Genomic DNA, 21258 nt, shown 5'->3' on the forward strand with positions numbered 1-21258 from the left:
GTCGGTTCAGCCGCGCTTCTCGGCGTTGCGTTTGCGCGTGGCGGCGGCCTTCTTCGCCGAGGCCGACCGCTCGGCCGCCGTGCGGTGCGCCGCTGCCGCGCCGCCCAGCCTTCCGCCCTTGCGCGAAGGCCCGTGGTTTTCGGCCTTGCCTCGGCCGGAGCCGCTCTTCTTGCCGCCGCCGGTCTCGGCATTCACCGTGGCCCAGGCGCGGCGCTCGGCCTCGCCCTTGCCCACGCCGCGATGCTCGTAGCCTTTCTCGATGTGTTCGGCCTGTCGCTTCTGCTTGTCCGTGTAGGACGACTTGTCGCCTCTGGGCATGCCTTGCTCCTGCGGTTGGTTGAGGAGCCTCCATGCTGGGCGCGCCGCGCGCGCCGTGGGTAAGAAGACGCGCGCGCCGGGCGTCAGCGTTGTCCGGCGTTCCCCTGCACTCAGGAGCCCGGCTTCATGCGCCGCAGGTGCGCCAGCATCTCCTCGCGGACCACGCCGGTGATGTGGCTGCGCCGCCCGTTCTCCAGCATGCCGACGCGACGCGCCACCGGCCTGCCGGGCAGCTGCAGCACGCTCAGCGCCGGATCGCTCTCCCAGTCGAAGTTCTTCAGCAGCGGCACCATGCTGAAGCCGACGTTCTTGCGTACCAGCTCGGCAATGGCCAGCAGCGAGTTGAGCTCCAGGAACTCCTTGGGCACCAGTTGCAGGCGCCGCAGGATGCGGTCGATGCGCGCGCCGGTGGGCGTGCGCCGGTCGAAGCGGATGAAGGGCTGGGTCGCGAACAGGGTCGCGATGCTCGCGTCCGGCGAGGCGATGCTCGAGTTGGCGAGCACCGTGAGCGTCTCGTCGTAACACGGCGTCCACAGCAGGCCCGGCGCTTCGGGCCATTGCCGCTCGACGACCACGGCCGCATCGAGCTCGCCGCTCACCACGTCCTGCATCAGCTGGGTCTGCTCCCGCACGCGCAGCTCGACTTCGAGGTTCGGATGCAGCGACTTGAGCTGCGCCAGCGTGCTCGACAGAAGGCCCATGGCGGTGATGAGCGAGCCGAGCTTGATGGTGCCCGCGATCTGCCGCTGGTCCTGCAGGTCGCGGCGCATGGACTCGTACTGCGCGAGCAGCTCCTCGGCGCGCGGCAGCAGCAGGTGCCCCGCGGGGCTCAGCACCATGGTGCGGCCTGTCTTGTCGAACAGCGTCTTCTTCAGCTCGGCCTCGAGCGCGCGCATCTGCTGGCCCACGGCCGCCTGGGTGAGCGCGACCTGGTCGGCCGCCGCCGCGAAGGAGCCGCCGCGGGCCGCGGCGACGAAAGTGCGAAGAAATCGGATGCTGCTCATGCCCGGCCACGCATTGGCGAATAAGAAAGAATTTGTTTATTAATTCTAAATATTTTTTAAATTTATTTTTTCCTGTGCTTGCAAAACAATGCGGGCCAAGGTCGTCGCTTTAGCGCCTTCAGGCGGCAGGCAGATGACAGGATCACCCCGAAAAGCAAGCACTCCATGACCGCCCCCCAATACTTTCCTCTTGTCGATGTTTCCGGTGCGCCACGCGAGCGCGGCCTGCAGCACGGCCGTGCCGTGCCCGAGCGCGTGGCCGGCGGCGTCGCGCTCTACCGCGCGCAACTCGGCCGCCGCGGCCTGGACGACGCCACCATCCGCCACCTGGCGCAATCGATGCTCCCGCTGATCGAGGCCTACGACGCGAGCTACCTCGAGGAAATGCGCGGCATCGCCGAAGGCGCGGGCGTGCCGCTCGAAGACATCGTGATGATCAACTGCCGCACCGAGATGCTCTTCGGCTATGCCGACATGAAGCGCTCCCCCGAGCCCGCTGCGGATGCGGCCCCGTCGGAGGACGGCGACTGCACCGGCCTCGTCGTGCTGCCCGCGCGCTCGGCCACCGGCCGACTGATGCACGCCCACAACTGGGACTGGCGCCAGGAATGCGTGGACACCGGCATCGTGCTGCGCATCCGCAACGCCGGCGGCCCCGACATGCTCACCTTCACCGAGGCCGGCGCGCTCGCGCGGCACGGCTTCAACAGCAACGGCGTGTCGCTCACCGGCAATTCGCTGACCTGCCATGAAGACTTCCAGAAAGGCGCCGGCGTGCCGCTCGTGCTGCTGCGCCGCCGCGTACTGGAAGCCGCCAACCTCGCGCAGGCGATGAAGACCATCTGGGCTTCCAAGCGCTACTGCGCCAACAACATGATCCTGGCCCAGTCCACCGGCAACGACGGCTCGGGCATCAGCCTCGAGACCTCGCCCGGCGAGATCTTCTGGACCCTGCCCGAGAACGACCTGCTGGTGCACGCCAACCACTGGATGTCGCCCGCCGCCGTCGTGAAGCTGCGCGACCCCGGCCTGCCGCAGCGGCCCGACAGCATCTACCGCCAGCACCGCGTGGAGAACGCCCTGCGCCGCGCCGGAGACCGCATCGACTGGAGCCACGTCAAGGCCGCGCTGGCCGACGAGTTCGGCAAGCCCGACGGCGTGCTGCGCACACCGAAGCCGGCCGACTTCAGCAGCATCTCGGCCACCGTCGCCACCACGCTCATGGACGCAGCCAACCGCGTCATGTGGGTGGCGCGCAAGCCCTACGAAGCCCGCAATTTCCAGGAATACACGCTCTGATCGCCCCGCACTCCATGAACACCAGCACTCCCGCCGAAGCACCCACGGCCTTTGCCGACCAGCGCGCCCGCGCCATCTACGACCTGGGCCCCAGCACCATCTACGCCTCGCGCAGCGACCCGCGCTTTTCCTACTGCACCTACGTGCCCGAGCACGTCGGCAAGCCCGGCACGCGGCCGATGCAGCTGGTGGTGGTGGTGCACGGCACCGGCCGCGCCTTCGTCAACTACCGCGAGGCCTTCAGCGGCTTCGCCAGGTGGAACGACTGCATCGTGCTGTGCCCGCTGTTCCCGGCCGGCGTGCGCGGCGACGGCAACCGCGACGGCTTCAAGCACCTGATCGAAGCCGACATCCACTACGACCGCATCCTGCTGGACATGGTCGAAGAAGTGGCGGAGAAGTTCGGCTGCGACTTCAGCCGCTTCGCCCTCTTCGGCTATTCGGGCGGCGGCCAGTTCGCCAACCGCTTCGCGATGCTGCACCCCGAGCGCCTGTGGGCCGTGTCGATCGGCGCGCCGGGCTCGGTCACGCTGATCGACCCGGAGCAAGGCTGGTGGGTGGGCACGAAGGATTTCGCGGACCGCTTCGGCAAGCCGATGAACCTCGAGGCCCTGCGCCGCGTGCCGGTCCACATGATCGCCGGCAAGGCCGACATCGAGACCTGGGAGATCACGCACCGCGAGGGCGGCAAGTACTACATGCCCGGTGCCAACGATGCCGGCCGCACCCGGCCCGAGCGGCTGGAAACGCTGCGCCGCTCCTTCGAGGCGGCGGGCGTCAAGGTGAGCTTCGACCTGCTGGACAACGTGCCGCACAACGGCCTGGCCTGCGTGGACCACGTGCAGGACTTCTTCGCCCAGGCGCTGCAGGCGGTGCGCGCAGCGCCGTCCCCGGCCTGAGGCCACCGCAGGCAACGACCAAGGAAGACTGCACATGTTCCGCTTCGCAGCCTCCCGCATCGCGATGGCGATCCCTACACTGCTGATCGTGGCGGTGTCGGTGTTCGTGCTGATACGGCTGATTCCCGGCGACCCCGCGCAGCTGCTGCTGGGCGACCTCGCCACGCCCGCCAGCCTGGCCGAGCTGCGCGAGCGCCTCGGCCTCGACCGCTCCGTGCCGGCGCAGTTCGGCATCTGGTTCGGCCACGTGCTGCAGGGTGACCTGGGCACGTCCATCAACACCGGGCAGGACGTGCTCTCGCTCGTGACCGACCGCTTTCTCATCAGCGGCCGCATCGTGCTGGTGGCCGTGGCGCTGGCCGCGATGGTGGCTGTGCCCGCCGGCATGATCGCCGCGTGGAAGCAGAACCGCTCGCCCGACCTGCTGCTGGTGGGCGCGGCGACGCTGCTGGTGTCCATTCCGACCTTCTGGCTCGGCCTGCTGCTGCTCCTGCTGTTCGGCCTGAAGCTGGGCTGGCTTCCGGTGGTGGGATACGTGGGCATTTCCGAAGACTGGAAGAACGGCCTGCTCTACCTGGTGCTGCCGATACTCACGCTCTTCCTGCACGAGATCGGCGTGCTGATGCGCATGGCGCGCGCCAGCACGCTCGAGGTGCTGCGGCTGGACTACATCACCCATGCGCGCGCCAAGGGCCTGTCGGAGCGCGCGGTGCTTATGCGCCATGCCTTCCGCAACGCCTTCGGCCCGACCTGGACGCTGATCGGCCTGGTGCTGGGCAACCTGCTCGGCGGCATCGCGGTTGTGGAGACGGTGTTCACCATTCCGGGCCTGGGCCGGCTGCTGGTCGACGCGATCTTCGCTCGCGACTACCCGGTGATCCAGGGCTGCCTGCTCTTCGTGGCGGTGATCTACGTGGTGGTCAACCTCGTCATCGACCTTTGCTACCCCTTCTTCGACCCTCGAGTGGCCGTCGAATGACAACGATGAAACGCAAGAAGCGCATTCCCCTCAACGCACTGATCGGCATCGCCATCGTCGGCCTGATCGTGGCCGCGGCGCTCGTCAGCCTCGTGTGGACGCCGCACGATCCGCTGCGCATCAACTTCGGCTCGCGCCTGAAGCTGCCCGGCGGCGCCTTCCCGCTGGGCACCGACGAATTCGGCCGCGACGAGCTCTCGCGACTCATGGCCGGCGCCGCCACCAGCGTGTGGATCGCGACGCTGACGGTCGGCTTCTCGATCGTGATGGGCAGCATCGTCGGCGTGCTGACGGGCTTCCTGCGCGGCTGGACCGACCGCATCGTGATGGCCTTCAACAACGCGCTGCTGGCCTTCCCGGGCCTGCTGCTGGCGCTGGGGCTGCTCGCGGTGGTGGGCGCGAACCAGTACGGCATCGTGCTGGCGCTCGGGCTGGCCTACACGCCCTCGGTGACGCGCATCGTGCGCGGCACTGTGCTGTCGCTGCGCGAGAAGGAGTTCATCGAATCCTCGCGCATGCTGGGCAACTCCGAGCTCTACACCATGGTGCGCCACGTGCTGCCCAACTGCACCGCGCCGCTCACCGTGCTGGCCACGTCGATGTTCGGCTGGGTGATATTGGCCGAGAGCGCGCTGTCCTTCCTCGGTCTGGGCGTGCCGCCGCCGGCACCCACCTGGGGCAACATGCTGGCGTCGGCCCGCCCGTTCATGGCGCAGGCCAGCTATCTCTCGATTCTTCCGGGCCTGTGCATCGCGCTGACGCTGCTGGGCATCAACCTGCTGGGCGACGCGGTGCGCGACTGGCTCGATCCGCGCATGAAGGGCGTCCAATGAGTTCACAGGCAACCCCACTGGTCAGCGTGGAAGGGCTGACGATCACCGTCGCCGCCGGCGGGCGAGAGATCGTGCGCAACGTGTCCTTCGACATCGCGCCGGGCGAGATGGTCGGCATCGTCGGCGAATCGGGCAGCGGCAAGACGCAGGCCGCGCGCGCCATCATGGGCCTCACGCCGCCGCCGCTGGTGCGCGCCGCCGGGCGCATCCTGTTCGAGGGCGAAGACCTGGCACAGGCGAAGCCGGCGCGGCTGCGCGAACTGCGCGGCGCGCGCGTGGGCATGGTGTTCCAGGAGCCGATGACCTCGCTGAACCCGTCGATGACCATCGGCAAGCAGCTCGGCGAAGCGCTCGCGCTGCACCGGCGCAACCTGTCGCCGGCAGCACGGCAAGAGCGCATCCTCGACATGCTGGCGCGCGTCGGCATCCGCGACCCCAAGGGCGCGCTCGACGCGTGGCCGCACGAGTTCTCGGGCGGCATGCGGCAACGGATGATGCTGGCTTCGGTGATGCTGCTGGAGCCCGCGCTGCTCATTGCCGACGAGCCCACCACTGCGCTCGACGCCGTGGTGCAGCGCGACGTGCTGGAGCTCATGGTCGGCCTCACGCGCGAGCACAGCACCGCCGTGCTGATGATCAGCCACGACCTGCCGATGGTGGCCCGCTTCACCCAGCGCATGGTCGTGATGCGCCACGGCGAAGTGAAGGAAACCGGCCGCACCGACGAGATGCTCGAACACCCGAAGCACGAATACACCCGCGAGCTGCTGCAGGCCATGCCCCGCCGCCTGCCCGCGCGGCAGGTGACCGACCAGGCACCGGTGGTCGAGGTGCGCAACCTGGTGGTCGACTACGCGGGGCATCGCCGCCTGTTCGCCAAGGCCACGCCCAAGCGCGCGCTGCACGGCATCGACCTCGTCGTGCGGCCGCGCGAGGTGGTCGCGGTGGTCGGCGGCTCGGGTTCCGGCAAGACCACGCTGGGCCGCACCATCGCCGGGCTGCTCAAGCCCAGCGGCGGCGAGATCCTCTTCAACGGCCGGCCCATCCTGCGCTCCGACGCCGGCTGGTCCGACTACCGGCTGCAGTGCCAGATGGTGTTCCAGGACCCGTACGCCTCGCTCGATCCGCGCATGACCATCGGCCAGCTCGTGGGCGAAGGCCTGCGACTGGTCAAGGGCATGTCGGCGCCCGACAAGGCCCGCCGCGTGCAGGAGGTGCTCGACGAAGTGGGCCTGGGCACGGGCTTCGCGCAGCGCTACGCGCACGAGCTCTCGGGCGGCCAGCGCCAGCGCGTGGCCATCGCGCGCGCCATCGTGCGGCGGCCGAGCTTCGTCATTGCCGACGAGCCGGTGTCGGCACTCGACGTGACGGTGCGCGCGCAGGTGCTGGAGCTGTTCGCCGAGCTGCAGAAGCGCCATGGCTTCTCGTGCCTCTTCATCAGCCACGATCTCGGCGTGGTCGAGCAGGTGGCCGACCGCGTGATCGTGATGCAGGACGGCCGCATCGTCGAGCAGGGCTCGCGCGACACCGTGTTCGACGCGCCGCAGCAGGACTACACGCGCAAGCTGCTGTCCGCCATTCCGGCGCTGGAGCCGACAACCGGCGGCGGCGTGCGGCTGCGCTGGCGCTTCGGGGCCGAGTCCCCTGCCCCGGCCACGACCGCTGCCTCTCCGTCCGCGCCGGCCTTCGCCTGATTTCCTTTCTTGTCATCGCACCGCAGGAGTTCCCCATGTCCCGCTTCTTCAACTTCCGCCACGCCGCCATCGCGGCAGCCTGCCTTGCCGCATCGGGCGCCTTCGCGCAGACCAGCATCACCGTGGCCCAGCCGGCCGACATCCGTTCCACCAACCCCGGCGTGAACCGCGACAACACCACCGACGGCGTGGTGCTCAACATCGTCGAGGGGCTGGTCGGCTATCGCATGGACGGCAGCGTGGGCCCGCTGCTGGCGCAGTCGGTCGACATGTCGAAGGACGGCCTGACCTACACCTTCAAGCTGCGCAAGGGAGTGAAGTTCCACAACGACGCCCCGCTGACCTCGGCCGACGTGGCCTGGAACTGGAAGCGCTACATGGACCCGAAGACCGACTGGCGCTGCACCGCCGAGTACGACGGCCGCAACGGCCTGAAGGTGGTGGAAACCACCACGCCCGACGACAGCACCTTCGTGATGAAGATCAACAAGCCCTCGGCCGTGTTCCTCGACACGCTCGCGCGCACCGACTGTGGCATGACGGCCATCCTGCACAAGAGCTCGGTGAAGGCCGACGGCAGCTGGGACAAGCCCGTGGGCACCGGCCCCTTCAAGTTCGTCGAGTGGAAGCGCGGCGAATACGTCACGCTGGCGGCCTTCAAGGGCTACACCTCGACGCCCGGCGCCACCAAGTCCGACGGATACGTCGGCCTGAAGGCGCCGCTGGTGGACTCGGTGAAATTTCTCGTCGTGCCCGACGCGGCCACTGCGGCGGCGGGCCTGAAGTCCGGCGCCATCGACGCCGGCCAGATCACGGCGAGCGACGCGCAGGAGCTCAAGAACGACCGCAATCTCACGGTGCAGGCGCCGCCCCAGGCCGTCAAGAACGTGCTGCTGATCCAGACGCGCGACCCGCTGCTGAAGAACCAGAAGCTGCGCCAGGCGATCGCGGCCTCGCTCGACATCGAACAGATCGCGGCGGCCGCTTCCGAGGGGCTGGGCTCGGTCAACAACTCGGCCATCCACAAGGGCTCGGCCTTCTACAGCGCCGCCCAGAAGAAGGGGTGGCGCTACGACCCCGCGCAGGCCGCGAAGCTGCTGCGCGAGGCCGGCTACAAGGGCGAGAAGATCACCATCCAGACCAACAAGCGCGCCCACGTGCCCAGCTACACGGTGGCGGTGCTGGCACAGGCCATGATGCAGTCGGTGGGCATCAATGCGCAGATCGAGGTGCTCGAATGGGCCACGCAGCTCGACCGCTACAACAGCGGCAACTACCAGATGAGCTCGTTCAGCTATTCCTCGCGCCTCGATCCGGCGCTGAGCTACGAGCAGTTCTCGGGCCCGAAGGACAAGCAGGCGCGCAAGGTGTGGGACGACCCGCAGGCGCAGAAGCTGATCGACGAGAGCTTCGCCGAGTCCGACCCGAAGAAGCGCCAGGTTCTCTTCGACCAGATCCACGCGCTGATGATCCAGCAGGTGCCGATGGTGATGCTGTTCAACGACCTCGACGCATGGGCCGTGCGCAAGCGCGTGAGCGGCTTCGCGGTGTGGGAAGGCAAGCCGCGCCTCTGGGGCGTTTCGGTCGCCGCTGCGCGCAGCTAGCGCGCTGCCGCTCAGGCCGGCAGGACCTTGGCGAGGTCCGCCTTCAGGCTCGTGGCGCGTTCCGGCGCGCGCGCCAGGCCGGCATCGACCAGCGCCTGCGCCCGCTCGCGGTCGCCCAGGTGCACCGCGATGCGCGCGAGATGCAGCGCCGTTCGCGCGTGGATCTGGCCCGGATCGGTTTCGCGCAGCATCTGCTCGAAGCTCTGCGGATAGCTGCCATGCCGGGCGAAGAAGGCACGGCCCGGGCCGGCCCATTCGCTCACGATGAATTCCACGCTTTCCTCGGCCTGCTCCTTCGACGTGCCGTAGGCCCAGCCGAAGGCCGGTCCGGGCGGCGGCTCCATGCGGTCGCGGAAGACGCAGCCGGCCTCCTCCATCTCCTCGGGCGCCACCGTGCCGCCGCCTTCGCTCGGCAGAAAGGCCAGGTGTGCGCCGAGGTTGAGGTAGCAGGCCTTGCCGCCGCTCGCGCCCTGCACGTTGAACACATGGATCAACGGCCCGTCGATGCGGCGCAGCGTCTGGCCGGAGCCCTGGAAGCCTTCGGCCTTCAGCACGGGATACAGCTTCTGCGAGAGCAGCTTGAGGAAAGTGGTGCGGTTCATGTGCGGGACAACCTCCGGGTACGCAAGGTGATCGAGTATCGCAAGGCCTTCGTCGGCGCGATGGCGTGCTGCCACTCCCAGCGCGCCGGACCGCGCAGCAGGTACACGGAGCGCGGCTCGATCAGGAATTCGAGCGTGGCGGGCCCCGATGCCGGCGCGCCGCGCACGTAGGGCCGGAACTGCATCACCGCATCGTCTTGCAGCGAGACGCCGATGATGTCCTCGAAGTCCGGCACGTCGCGGTGCCAGCCCAACGGCGTGCCGGGCCGGTACTCGGCGATCAGCATATGGGTGAGTTCCTCGGGCGCCATGCCGGCCCACGCCGCCGCCTTCGCCCGCAGCGGATGCAGCGCTTCGGGCAGCGGCGCGCCGGGCTTCAGGCGGTTGGTGTCGAAGTCGTAGCTGCCGCCGAAGCTGGTGCCCCGGCGGCGCGCCGTGTATTCCTTGTAGCGCATCTCCTTGAGCGGCAAGGCCTGCACGATGCGCAGCAGCCCGGCTTCTTCCTCGCGCGACAGGAACCCGCTTTCATAGCGCAGTCCCTCGATGGCGGCCACCGGCGCCTCGCCGAACAGATCGGGTTGGCCGGCATGTTCGAGGCGTCTGGTGGCGCGCGTCATCTGGTCTGTCTTCTTGCCGTCAAGCCGCTACGGTCGCCACACGCGAACCCAGTCGACTTCCATGGTCGCGTTGGTGCTCGCGCCCAGCGGGCCGTAGCCGCCGGGCGGAATGAGGCCCGCCCAGCCGCCGTTCTTGATCTCGCAGGTGAGCTTGATGTATTCGTCGTTCAGGGAAATGCCTTCCTTGATGGTCGCGTACGGCGTCTCCGCGCCGTCGAGGTAGAACTGGTATCCCTCCGGCGTCCAGAGCACACCCACCGTGTGCCAGCTGGAGAACGACTGCTTTTCCGGCAGCCGCTGCGGACCGCTGCCGCGGGAGATCGTCTTTCCGTTCTCGTAGCCGTTCCAATGCACCGCGCTCGAGAACTCGTTGCTGATGTCCGCTGCGTTGTCCTTCGAAACCGCCCGGTGCTCGATGATGTCCACCTCCACGCCGGCAGCCGGATTCGGCGGCTCGGCCACCCTGTTGGCCTGGGACATCAACCAGACCGCTCCCCACTGCCCCGGCCTGGATGCGAAACGGACGCTGGCTTCGATGTATCCGAAGCGGAATTCGTAGAGACCTCTGGTGATCAGCCACCCCGTGTGGTGCCTGCCGGTCGACGGGTCCGTGTAGGTCGAGATCTTCAGGACGCTGTCCTCGACCTTCACGGCATCGACCGTCTGGAATGCGTCGTCGCGAACATTGGTGCCCAGGCTCCACCTGGCGCGGTCTACGGCACTGCCCTCGAACTCGTCGTGCCATGCGAGCTTGTAGCCATCCGCCGACTTGGGCGCATGCGACACCACCAACTGAGTGCTTGATCGCGCCGTTCCTCCGGCCGTCCGGACGGAGATCTCGCCGGTCTTGGCCGACTCGGGCACGGTCGCTGAAATCTGGCTCGCGGAGTCGACGCGGAGCTTCGTCGCAGGCACCCCGCCGAAACTGACGAAGGCATTCGAGTCGAATTCGGCACCCGTGATGACAATTACGTTTCCTCGTATTGCAAGGGCCGGAGAAAAGGAATGGATGACCGGATTTTTTGCCAGAGGCGCTGCGGACGGTGATGTAGCCGCGGTTTGCGCTGATGCGGTCGAAGATGAGTTTTCTGCAGCCGGATTTGTTGCTGGAGGCGAAAAACTCCCGCCATTTACGCTGCCACCAGAATTCCCTCCTCCGCATCCAGCAATAACTGAAGTCCCCAATAGCGCTGTCGCAGTTCGCACCCCCGTTTGCAGAAACTGCCTGCGTGATTTCTCCGCAGCCACCGATTGCTCAATCGAGCGATTTGATTTCATGGAAAGCTTTCCTCCTTGCGTGAATTTGCCTTCCAATTTTAATTTCTCCTCAAGCCTCCCAATAAGATAACAATTCAATTTGTCATTTAGGCCTGCGCACCCTCTTGAATTAATTCCGGCAAGCGGCACGCAACCCTTCAATAGTTTGCAATTGCGCCCGATCCGAATCGGATTCGACCTAAAGGTACGCATCGTCTTCGTGCCTCGCCAGCCGCACATGCCACCAGCGCGGCAGCAGCTCGCGGATCTCCGCGCGTGCGAAGCGGTCGTCGAGCAGGTGCAGCACGCCCCGGTCTTCCTCGGTGCGGATCACGCGGCCGGCGGCCTGCACCACCTTCTGCAGGCCCGGGTAGAGATAGGTGTATTCGTAGCCCTTGCCGAAGCGCGCCTGCATGCGCTCGCGCGTGATCTCGTTGAGCTGGTTGTATTGCGGCAGGCCGAGGCTGGCCACGAAGGCGCCGATCAGCCGGCTGCCCGGCAGGTCGATGCCCTCGCCGAAGGCACCGCCGAGCACCGCGAAGCCGACGCCCCGGCCGCCCTCCTCGAAGCGCGCCACGAAATCCTGGCGGTCGGCCTCGCGCATGCCGCGGGTCTGCGTCCACACGGGCACGCCGGGGTGTCGCCGCGAAAAGGCGGCGCAGGCTTTCTCCAGGTAGTCGAAGCTGCTGAAGAAGGCCAGGTAATTGCCCGGCAGGCGCTCGAACTGCGCGCCGATGATGTCGGCCACGTCGCGCAGCGAGCCCGCCCGGTCTCGGAAGCGCGTCGACACGTGCGTTGCCACTTCGACGCGCAGTTGGGCGCTGTCGAAGGGCGAGGCGACGTCGAGCAGCGCGGTGTCTTCGGGCAGGCCCAGCGCGTCGCGGTAGAACTCGAAGGGCGACAGCGTGCCCGAGAAGCAGGTGACCGACACCGCGTCGCCGAAGCGCGTCTGGAGGAACGGCGCGGGCACCAGGTTGCGGATGGCGAGGCCGCGGTCCTGCTGGGTGGCGCCCAGCGTGCGCTCGAACACCGAATGGTCGCCGAAGGCCTCGGCCAGCCGGGCGAAGTGCAGCGCGTCGAAGAAGAAGCGCTGCAGCGGCCCCTGCGAGGCCTCGGGCGTGGCCGCGAAGTATTCGGCCATGGCGGTGTTGGCGGCCTGCAGGGTGCGCAGGAACCGCTCGGGAATCTCGTCGGCGGTTTCGTAGTCGGCCACCTGCGACTGCTGCACGGTGTCCCATTCGCGGAACAGGCGTGCCAGCGGGCCGCGCAGCGCGGCCGGCGCCGCGCGGTGCGCTTCCTCGAGCGCGGCGCCTTCGAGCTGCGCGGTGTACATGCCGCGCGCGCGCTCCAGCAGGTTGTGGGCCTCGTCCACCAGCACGGCCGCCCGCCAGTCGGCATCGCGCATGGTGGCGTAGAGGAAGGCGCTGCCGTCGAAGTAGTAGTTGTAGTCGCCGACGATGGCGTCGGCCCAGTGCGCCATTTCCTGCGCGAGGAAATAGGGGCACACCTCGTGCGCGAGTGCGATGTCGCGCAGCGCCTCGCGATCGAGCCATGCCACTTGCGCGGCCTGCTCGCGCGCGGCCGGAAGGCGGTCGTAGAAGCCTCGCGCAAGCGGGCAGGCATCGCCGTGGCAGGCGCGGTCGGGGTATTCGCAGACCTTCTCGCGGGCCGCGAGCTCGAGCACGCGCAGCCTGCCCTGCCCCTGGCCCCTGTCGAGCACGCGCAGCGCATCGAGTGCGACCGGTCGGCCGGAAGTCTTGGCCGTGAGGAAGAAGAGCCTGTCGATTCTTCGTGCCGCGCGGGCCTTGAGCATCGGGAAGATGGTGGCCAGCGTCTTGCCGATGCCCGTGGGCGCCTGTGCCATCAGGCAGCGTCCGCCCGCGGCCGCGCGGTAGACGGCCTCGGCCAGTTCACGCTGGCCGGCTCGGAAGGCGCGGTGCGGAAATTCGAGCCGCTCCAGCGTGGCGTCCAGCGCCTCGCGATGGGCGACTTCGCTCCTCGCCCAGTAGCTGTAGCGGCCGCAAAGCTGCTCGAAGTGCTCCTTCAGCGCTTCGCGGGTGTGGTGCTCCTCGAGCACGGTCTCGTCGCCGGTGGCGAGGTCGAGGTACACCAGCGCGACCGTCATCGCGTCGTGGCCGTGCTGCTCGCAGAGCATCCAGCCGTAGGTGCGGGCCTGGGCCCAGTGCAGCGCGCGATGGTTGCCGCGGATGGCGTCGAAGTCGCCGCGGAAGGTCTTGATTTCCTCGACGCGGGCGCTGCGCGCCTCGTAGCCGTCGGCCCGCCCGCGCACGCGCAGCGCGCCGCAGCTGGCTTCGAGCCCGACCTCGCAGGCGTAGTGCTCCGGATCGCGCCGGTGCTGCACCAGCGCATGCCCCGCCATGCCTTCGAGCGCGCTGGGCGCGGGCACGAAGCGCAGGTCGAGGTCGCCCGCCTTCGCGCCGAAGGCGCACAGCGCCTTGACGGAAACTACGTGCTCGGCAACAACGGGGGCCGCGTCTCGCGGACAGGAGGGTTCGGAGCCCATCTGGCATTAACTGTATGAAATTACAGTATAGCGACGCGAGCCGCGTCCCCGCGTCTGCCCGGGTGCCCTGACGGGGTCTTCTCCGACAGGGACACGCGTATTTATCGGCAAGACTTCATGAGTTTTGCTTACAGTTTTGCTTACGAACAGCGCCAATGAAAACTCCAACCGCGATCGACCCTGACGATTTCGAGCGTCTGCTGAGCCGCAACATCAAGCTCCCTCTGATCGGCGGTCTGTTCGGGGCGGTGGTGTTCGTCGGGCTGATCCTGTTCCTGCTGTCGACCATCGGCTGGGTAGAGCACACGGACCGCGTCACCCGTGCCGCCAGCGAACTGCAGCGCCAGAGCATCGACATGGAAACCGGCATGCGCGGCTTCCTGATCACCAGCGACGAGAGCTTCCTGGAGCCGTACCAAAGCGCCCTGCCCCGCGTCAAGGCCGATACGGCCGCGCTGCGCGAGCTGGTGTCGGACAACCGCCAGCAGGTCGAGCGCCTCGACCGCATCGCCTCCATCCAGAGCAGCTGGAACGACTACGCGGCCGAGCTGATCGCGACGCACCGCAAGGGAGAGGACGCCCAGATGGTGGTGCGCCTGGGCCGGGGCAAGCGCCTGACCGACAGCATGCGCGCCGAGTTCACCGCCTTCATGGAAACCGAGCAGGCCCTGCGCTTCCAGCGCAACAACGAGGCCAACCGCACCGCCTGGTGGGTGGTCGGGCTGTTCCTGCTGTTCACGCTGAGCTTCACCGGGCTGGTCGCCTACTTCGGACGGCGCCAGCTGATGCTGCTGTCGGAAAGCTACGACGTGGTGCTCAAGGAGCAGTCCGACCACGCCGACCGCCTCGCCCACGAGGCCTGGCTGCGCGGCGCTCAGACCGAGCTGGTGGGCGAGCTCGTCGGCGAGCTCAGCGCACCGGACATGGGCCGCAAGATCCTCGCCTTCTTCTCGCGGCACCTGGGCACGTCGGTCGGCGCCATCTATGTGCGCGAGCGCCACGGCCCGCTGCGCCGGGCGGCCAGCTACGGCTTCTCGAGCGCCGCCGAAGCCACGCCGCAGGTCTTCTCGCCCACCGAGAGCCTGGTCGGCCAGGCAGCGGCCGAACGGCGGCGCATGCTGCTCGACCCGGTCGACGCCGACTACCTGAAGGTCAACTCGGGCCTGGGCGAAATGGCACCGAAGGCGGTGCTGCTGCTGCCCGTGGCGAGCAGCGGCATGGTCAACGGCGTGGTCGAGCTCGGCCTGCCCGGCGCGCTGGACGAGCGCGGCAACCAGCTGGTCGACCTGGTGGCCGACGACATCGGCACCTCGCTGGCCGCGGCGCGCTACCGCGAGCAGTTGCAGGACGTGCTGGCCGAGACCCAGCAGCTCAACGAGGAGCTGCAGGTGCAGCAGGAAGAGCTGCGCACCGCCAACGAGGAACTGGAAGAACAGTCGCGCGCGCTGCGCGCCTCGCAGGCCATGCTGGAGAACCAGCAGGCCGAGCTGGAGCAGACCAACAGCCAGCTCTCCGAGCGCACCGAGGCGCTCGACCAGCGCAACACCGCGCTGCGCCGCGTGCAGCGCGACCTGGAAGACCGCGCCGACGAGCTGCAGCGCGCCAGCCGCTACAAGTCCGAATTTCTCGCCAACATGTCGCACGAGCTGCGCACGCCGCTCAACAGCGCGCTCATCCTCGCCAAGCTGCTGGGCGACAACCCGCAGGGCAACCTCACGAGCGAGCAGGTGAAGTTCGCGGAGTCGATCTATTCCTCGGGCAACGACCTGCTGGTGCTCATCAACGACATCCTCGACATCGCGAAGGTCGAGGCCGGCAAGCTCGAAGTGGTGCCCGAAGACGTGACGCTGGCCAAGCTCGCCAACGGCCTGGAAAGCACCTTCGGCCCGCTCGCCATGCAGAAGAACCTGCGCTTCAGGCTGGAAGTGCGGCCCGACGCGCCGGTCACGCTGCTCACCGACCGGCAGCGGGTGGAGCAGATCCTGAAGAACCTGCTGTCGAATGCGATCAAGTTCACCGACAGCGGCGAAGTGGCGCTGGTCATCTCGCCGGCCGCCGGCGGCGGCGCCGCGTTCGCGGTGTCCGACTCGGGCATCGGCATCGATCCGCAGCAGCACGAGCTGATCTTCGAGGCCTTCCGCCAGGCCGACGGCACAACCAGCCGGCGCTACGGTGGCACCGGGCTGGGCCTGTCGATCTCGCGCGACCTCACGCAGCTGCTGGGCGGCACGCTCACCGTCGAAAGCACGGCGGGCCAGGGCAGCACCTTCACGCTGCAGCTGCCGGCCGTGGCACCGCAGGCCTCGGCGACGCAGCAACAGCCGCAGCAGCCGGCGATCTACACGCCGAGAGCCGCACACTCGCCCGCGCATGCAAACGCACATGCACACGCGCAGGCTCCACTGGCCCCCAAGCCCCCGTCCCCGGTACCCGCGCCGCAGTTCGCCGACGACCGTGCCCTGCCCCGCGACCAGGTGCGCCGCGTGCTCGTGATCGAGGACGAGCCCCAGTTCGCGCACATCCTCTACGACCTGGCGCACGAGCTCGGCTACCGCTGCCTCGTGGCGCACGGCGCGGCCGACGGCTTCGACTTGGCCACGCAGTTCCTGCCCGACGCCATCCTGCTGGACATGCGCCTGCCCGACAGTACCGGCCTGGACGTGCTGCAGCGGCTGAAGGATTCGCCGCACACCCGGCACATTCCGATCCACGTGGTCTCCGCCGCCGAGAGCGCGCAAGGCGCGGCGCTGCAGATGGGCGCTGTCGGCTATGCGCTGAAGCCCGCCACGCGCGCCGAGCTGATGAAGGTGTTCGGCCGGCTGGAGGAAAAGCTCACGCAGAAGGTCAAGGTCGTGCTGCTGGTGGAAGACGACGAGCTGCAGCGCGAGAGCGTCATCAGGCTGATCGGCGACGACGACATCGAGATCGTCGCCGTCGGCTCCGGCGAAGAGGCGCTGGAGCTGCTTCGCACCCGCGTGTTCGACTGCATGATCACCGACCTGAAGCTGCCCGACATGCAGGGCAGCGAGCTGCTGAAGGCCATGGCGGCGGAAGAGATCGTGTCGTTCCCGCCGGTCATCGTCTACACCGGGCGCAACCTCACGCGCGACGAAGAGACCGAGCTGCAGCGCTACTCGCGCTCGATCATCATCAAGGGCGCGCGCTCCCCGGAGCGCCTGCTCGACGAGGTGACGCTGTTCCTGCACAAGGTGGAGGCCGAGCTCTCGAGCGAGCGCCAGGGCATGCTGAAGACGGCGCGCGGGCGCGACCGCATCTTCGAGGGCCGCACCATCCTGCTGGTGGACGACGACGTGCGCAACATCTTCGCGCTCACCAGCGCGCTGGAGCAGCGCGGCGCCATCGTGGAGATCGGCCGCAACGGCCGCGAGGCGCTGGAGAAGCTCGACCAGGTGAGCGAGATCGACCTCGTGCTGATGGACATCATGATGCCGGAGATGGACGGCCTCGAAGCCACGCGCCGCCTGCGCGGCGATCCGCGCTTCGAGAAGATGCCGGTGATCGCCATCACCGCCAAGGCCACCAAGGACGACCGCGAGCAGTGCCTGGCCGCCGGCGCGAACGACTACCTTGCCAAGCCGGTGGACCTGGAGCGGCTGTTCTCGTTGCTGCGCGTGTGGATGCCGAAGATGGAGCGCCTGTGAGCCGCCCTGCCCCTCCGCCCCCCTCGCCCAGGCCCACGCCTGCGCCGCTGCAGCCGCTGAGCGACACCGAGATCGAGCTGCGCCTGCTGATGGAGGCCATCTACCTCAAGTACAGCTACGACTTCCGCAACTACACGGTGGCCTCGCAGAAGCGCCGCGTGATGCACGCGCTCGACCAGCTCGGGCTGCCGAGCATCTCGGCGCTGCAGGAGCGCGTGCTGCGCGACCCCGCGCTCTTCGGCCGGCTGCTGCAGTTCCTGACGATCCCGGTGAGCGAGATGTTCCGCGACCCGGCCTACTTCCTGGCGCTGCGGCAGCACGTGGTGCCGATCCTGCACACCTACCCTTCGGTCAAGGTGTGGGTGGCGGGCTGCAGCACCGGGGAGGAAGTGTTCTCGCTGGCCATCCTGCTGCGCGAGGAAGGCCTGCTCGCGCGCACGCAGATCTACGCCACCGACATCAACCCGGCCTCGCTCGAGAAGGCGCGCCAGGGCATCTTCCCGCTGGAGGCCATCCGGGGCTACACCACCAACTACCAGCGCGCGGGCGGGCGCAGCGCGTTCTCCGACTACTACACCGCCGCCTACGAGGCGGCGCGCTTCGACCCCACGCTGTGCGCCGACGCGATCTTCGCCGACCACAGCCTCGCGACCGACAGCGTGTTCGCCGAGACACAGCTCGTGTCGTGTCGCAACGTGCTGATCTACTTCAACCGCGAGCTGCAGGACCGGGCGCTGGGCCTGTTCCACGAGTCGCTGTCGCATCGCGGCTTCCTCGGGCTGGGGTCGAAGGAAAGCATCGACTTCTCCGGCTACTCCGACCGCTTCGACACGCACGCGCGTGCCGAGCGCATCTACCGCAAGAAGGCCGCATGACAGGCCAGATGAAGCGCCATCTGCGCTCACCCGTTCGCAAGCGCGTGGATGCCGTGGTGCTGGGCGCCTCGGCCGGCGGCATAGACGCGCTCTCCACGCTGCTGCACGACCTGCCGGCCGGCTGGCACATCCCGATGGCGGTGGTGCTGCACCTGCCCGAGGAGCACGAGAGCCATCTTGCCGAGATCTTCGCGCAGCGCCTGCCGATTCCGGTGCGCGAGGCCAACGACAAGATGCCGCTGACCGACGGCAGCCTGTACTTCGCGCCGCCCGGCTACCACCTGTCGATAGAACGCGAGCGCTCGTTCTCGCTGAGTTGCGAGCCGCCGGTGCTGTTCTCGCGGCCGTCCATCGACGTGCTGATGGCCTCCGCCGCCGATGCCTATGGCCCCGCCCTCGCCGGCTTCCTGCTGACCGGCGCGAACGACGACGGAGCCGAGGGACTGCACCGGATCCATCTGGCCGGCGGGCTCACCGCCGTGCAGGAACCCAAGGAAGCCCAGATTCCCACCATGCCCCTCGCCGCCATCGCGCGCCACATTCCCGACTACGTGCTGCCCTTGCACGAACTGCGCAACCTGCTGCTCCAACTGGAGGCCGTCCGTGAACATTGACATCGAAAGCAAGCTGCTGCTCGTGGACGACCTGCCGGAGAACCTGCTGGCACTGGAAGCGCTGATCCGCGCGCCCGGGCGCACTGCCTACCGTGCCGGATCGGCCGACGCCGCGCTGGCGCTGCTGCTGGAGCACGAATTCGCGCTCGCCATCGTCGACGTGCAGATGCCCGGCATGAACGGCTTCGAGCTGGCCGAGCTGATGCGCGGCACCGAGCGCACGCGGCACATCCCGATCATCTTCGTGAGCGCCGCCGGGCGCGAGCTGAACTACGCCTTCCAGGGCTACGAGAGCGGCGCAGTCGACTTCCTGCACAAGCCGCTCGACCCGCACGCGGTGGTCAGCAAGGTGAACGTGTTCGTCGATCTCTACCAGCACCGCAAGGCGCTTCGGCACGAGATGGACTCGCTCGCCGCCGCGCACAAGAAGCAGGAAGAGCTGGTGCAGCAGCTGCAGCAGACGCAGCACGAGTTGGAGCACGCGGTGCGCATGCGCGACGACTTCATGTCGATGGTGTCGCACGAGCTGCGCACGCCGCTCAACACGCTCTACCTCGAGGCGCAGCTGCGCCAGCTGCACCTGTCGAAAGGCAAGCTCGACAGCTTCGCGCCCGAGCGGCTGCCCGCGATGATCGAGCGCGACCAGCGGCAGATCCGCAACATGGTACGGCTGATCGACGACATGCTCGACGTCACGCGCATGCGGCGCGATGCGCTGTCGATCAAGCCGCAGCCGGTGGATCTCGCGGCGCTCGCGCAGGCGGTGGTGGAGAACCTGCACCAGCAGGCCGAGTCCGCCGGCACGGTCATCACGCTGTCGGCGCCGGCCGAGCTGCGCGGCGCGTGGGACGAATTCCGCATCGAACAGGTGCTGACCAACCTGCTGACCAACGCGCTGCGCTACGGCGGCGGCAAGCCGGTCGAGATGGTCGTGCAGCAGCTGGGAAACAGCGCCCAGGTGGCCGTGCGCGACCAGGGCATCGGCATTGCGCCCGAGGACCAGGGCCGGATCTTCGAGCAGTTCGAGCGCACCGACGTCAGCCGCAAGCACGCTGCGGGTCTGGGCCTGGGGCTCTACATCACGCGCAAGATCGTCGACCTGCACGGCGGGCGGATCGCCGTGGAGAGCGCGCCGGGCGAAGGCTCGCGCTTCGTTGTCGAGTTGCCGCTGCGCGCACCCGACGCCGCCGCTGGCGAGGGCCATGGAACATAGCCGTGCCCGGCCTGATCCGACCTTACCGATTGACCTGAAAGAAGACTTCCCGTGAACGTGCTGATCGTCGACGACAACAAGGCTTCGGCCGACCTGCTGCAGGAGCTGCTGGGCCTGCACGACCACACGGCGCGCTGCACCTACTCGGCGCAGCAGGCGCTGGACGCGGCCGCCGCCGAGAGCTTCGACGCCGCGCTGATCGATCTCGGCCTGCCCGACATGCCGGGCACCGAGGTGGCCCGCCGGCTGCGCGAGAGCAAGGCCGAGGGCACGCCGAAGCTGCTGGTTGCCGTGACCGGCTTCTCGGCGCAGGACATGGCCGGCCAGTCAGTCGAGGGGCTGTTCGACCACCACCTGCAGAAGCCGATCGACATCGAGAGGCTCGAGCGCATCCTCGCGCAGCACTGAGCCGACCCATCCGGCTGCCCGTGCGCAGCCTAGTGGTAAACCACTATCGGGAAATTGGTGAACCACTTTTAGACTGGCTCACCACATGGCAACCATCCACGAACTCCCACGCCTGCCTGCGAGCGAGCCGGATTCCGACCGCTCGTACCAGAAGCTCGCGGCCGGCATCGCCGCCCTCATCACCGAGGGTGAATTCAAGGTGGGCGACCGCCTTCCGTCCGAGCGCGCGCTGGCCGACCGCTTCAACGTGAGCCGCACGCTGGTGCGCGAGGCGATCATCGTCCTGGAGATCCAGGGCAACGTCGAAGTGCGCGGCGGCTCGGGCATCTATGTCTGCGCGCCGGCGCCCGGCGCTGCCGCGCCGCCTTCGGCCTACACACTCTCGCCCGGACCGGGCCCCTTCGAGCTGCTGCGCGCGCGCTGCCTGATCGAGGGCGAGATCGCGGCGGTGGCCGCCGAGAGCCGCAAGGACAGCGACCTCGACCGCATCTACGGCGCGCTGGCCGAGATGCGCGAGAAGATGCACGACAAGGAAGCCAACGAGGCGGCCGACCGCCTGTTTCACCTGCGCATTGCCGAGTCGACCGGCAACAGCGTGCTTCTGCAGATGGTGACCGCGGTGTGGGACCACACCAAGGCGCCGATCTGGTCCCAGCTGGAAGCCCACTTCCACACACCGGCCTTGCGCCGCGCCTCGCAGGACGACCACCAGCGCGTTTTCAACGCACTGCTGGAACGCGATGCGGACGGCGCCCGCAAGGCGATGCGCGCGCACATCGAGCGCGTGATCAGCGAGTTCGCGCAAGCCTGGCGCTGAGAGCAGGCACCCGGTGACCGGCCTGGGGCCGGAGCCACC

At 68.2% G+C, this 21258-nt stretch carries 19 protein-coding genes; 13 read left to right on the top strand and 6 right to left on the bottom strand.

Annotated elements, in window-relative coordinates:
* Positions 1-6 precede the first annotated feature (6 nt).
* Together BMY35_RS01700 and BMY35_RS01705 are read right to left on the bottom strand one after the other, a co-directional pair.
* Complete coding sequence (locus BMY35_RS01700; protein WP_093195257.1) at positions 7-318, bottom strand: plasmid stabilization protein; 312 nt, start codon at positions 316-318, stop codon at positions 7-9.
* Between the two features lie 110 nt (positions 319-428).
* Complete coding sequence (locus BMY35_RS01705) at positions 429-1322, bottom strand: LysR substrate-binding domain-containing protein (protein ID WP_093195258.1); 894 nt, start codon at positions 1320-1322, stop codon at positions 429-431.
* Positions 1323-1487: 165 nt separating this feature from the next.
* On the opposite strand from BMY35_RS01705, the gene BMY35_RS01710 reads away from it, so the two are divergent.
* Genes BMY35_RS01710 through BMY35_RS01735 form a run of 6 tightly spaced genes read left to right on the top strand, consistent with a single transcriptional unit; the run spans position 1488 to position 8630 of the window.
* Positions 1488-2621, top strand: a complete 1134-nt coding sequence (locus BMY35_RS01710; protein ID WP_093195259.1) for a C45 family autoproteolytic acyltransferase/hydrolase — start codon at positions 1488-1490, stop codon at positions 2619-2621.
* Positions 2622-2635: 14 nt separating this feature from the next.
* Positions 2636-3520 carry an alpha/beta hydrolase family protein gene (locus tag BMY35_RS01715; protein ID WP_093195260.1) on the top strand — a complete coding sequence of 295 codons (885 nt, stop codon included), beginning with the start codon at positions 2636-2638 and terminating at the stop codon, positions 3518-3520.
* A 34-nt stretch (positions 3521-3554) separates the two neighbouring features.
* Positions 3555-4499, top strand: a complete 945-nt coding sequence (locus BMY35_RS01720; RefSeq protein WP_093195261.1) for an ABC transporter permease — start codon at positions 3555-3557, stop codon at positions 4497-4499.
* Positions 4500-4504: 5 nt separating this feature from the next.
* Complete coding sequence (locus BMY35_RS01725) at positions 4505-5332, top strand: ABC transporter permease (protein WP_093195262.1); 828 nt, start codon at positions 4505-4507, stop codon at positions 5330-5332.
* The gene (locus BMY35_RS01730; protein WP_093195263.1) at positions 5329-7026 is read left to right on the top strand and encodes an ABC transporter ATP-binding protein; all 1698 of its coding nucleotides are present in this window, start codon (positions 5329-5331) and stop codon (positions 7024-7026) included. Before BMY35_RS01725 ends, BMY35_RS01730 begins: the two co-directional genes overlap by 4 nt.
* A gap of 35 nt (positions 7027-7061) precedes the next feature.
* Positions 7062-8630 carry an ABC transporter substrate-binding protein gene (locus tag BMY35_RS01735; RefSeq protein ID WP_093195264.1) on the top strand — a complete coding sequence of 523 codons (1569 nt, stop codon included), beginning with the start codon at positions 7062-7064 and terminating at the stop codon, positions 8628-8630.
* A gap of 11 nt (positions 8631-8641) precedes the next feature.
* On the opposite strand, the gene BMY35_RS01740 is transcribed toward BMY35_RS01735, so the two are convergent.
* The 3 genes from BMY35_RS01740 to BMY35_RS38665 are packed head-to-tail and all read right to left on the bottom strand — an operon-like array spanning position 8642 to position 10812.
* Entirely contained in the window at positions 8642-9232 is a 591-nt protein-coding gene (locus tag BMY35_RS01740; protein WP_093195265.1) for a DUF4304 domain-containing protein, read from the bottom strand.
* Positions 9229-9849: an alpha-ketoglutarate-dependent dioxygenase AlkB gene (locus BMY35_RS01745; protein ID WP_093195266.1), complete on the bottom strand. Its 621-nt coding sequence runs from the start codon at positions 9847-9849 to the stop codon at positions 9229-9231. Before BMY35_RS01745 ends, BMY35_RS01740 begins: the two co-directional genes overlap by 4 nt.
* Positions 9850-9876: 27 nt before the next feature.
* Complete coding sequence (locus BMY35_RS38665; RefSeq protein WP_371287126.1) at positions 9877-10812, bottom strand: glycoside hydrolase family 16 protein; 936 nt, start codon at positions 10810-10812, stop codon at positions 9877-9879.
* Here BMY35_RS38665 and BMY35_RS38670 point away from each other — a divergent pair.
* A complete protein-coding gene (locus BMY35_RS38670; protein ID WP_256227998.1) occupies positions 10697-11197 on the top strand; it encodes a hypothetical protein in 501 nt (166 codons plus the stop codon). The genes BMY35_RS38665 and BMY35_RS38670 overlap by 116 nt on opposite strands.
* Before the next feature lie 108 nt (positions 11198-11305).
* Here the strand turns inward: BMY35_RS38670 and BMY35_RS01755 are convergent, their stop codons facing one another.
* A complete protein-coding gene (locus tag BMY35_RS01755) occupies positions 11306-13630 on the bottom strand; it encodes an ATP-dependent DNA helicase (protein WP_093195268.1) in 2325 nt (774 codons plus the stop codon).
* A gap of 155 nt (positions 13631-13785) precedes the next feature.
* Between BMY35_RS01755 and BMY35_RS01760 the strand changes: the two genes are divergently transcribed.
* The 6 genes from BMY35_RS01760 (at position 13786) to BMY35_RS01785 (ending at position 21219) form a co-directional block, all read left to right on the top strand.
* On the top strand, positions 13786-17292 hold the full coding sequence (locus BMY35_RS01760) for a response regulator (protein ID WP_093195269.1): 3507 nt from the start codon (positions 13786-13788) through the stop codon (positions 17290-17292).
* On the top strand, positions 17289-18167 hold the full coding sequence (locus tag BMY35_RS01765; RefSeq protein WP_371287121.1) for a CheR family methyltransferase: 879 nt from the start codon (positions 17289-17291) through the stop codon (positions 18165-18167). The genes BMY35_RS01760 and BMY35_RS01765 overlap by 4 nt, the downstream gene beginning before the upstream one ends.
* On the top strand, positions 18164-18781 hold the full coding sequence (locus BMY35_RS01770) for a chemotaxis protein CheB (protein ID WP_256228001.1): 618 nt from the start codon (positions 18164-18166) through the stop codon (positions 18779-18781). The genes BMY35_RS01765 and BMY35_RS01770 overlap by 4 nt, the downstream gene beginning before the upstream one ends.
* Positions 18771-19994, top strand: a complete 1224-nt coding sequence (locus BMY35_RS01775; protein ID WP_093195270.1) for a hybrid sensor histidine kinase/response regulator — start codon at positions 18771-18773, stop codon at positions 19992-19994. Before BMY35_RS01770 ends, BMY35_RS01775 begins: the two co-directional genes overlap by 11 nt.
* Positions 19995-20045: 51 nt before the next feature.
* The gene (locus BMY35_RS01780) at positions 20046-20402 is read left to right on the top strand and encodes a response regulator (RefSeq protein WP_093195271.1); all 357 of its coding nucleotides are present in this window, start codon (positions 20046-20048) and stop codon (positions 20400-20402) included.
* A gap of 85 nt (positions 20403-20487) precedes the next feature.
* The gene (locus BMY35_RS01785) at positions 20488-21219 is read left to right on the top strand and encodes a FadR/GntR family transcriptional regulator (protein ID WP_093195272.1); all 732 of its coding nucleotides are present in this window, start codon (positions 20488-20490) and stop codon (positions 21217-21219) included.
* The last annotated feature ends 39 nt before the right edge of the window (positions 21220-21258 follow it).

This window comes from Variovorax sp. YR750 (assembly GCF_900109805.1).
GTDB lineage: Bacteria > Pseudomonadota > Gammaproteobacteria > Burkholderiales > Burkholderiaceae_C > Variovorax > Variovorax gossypii.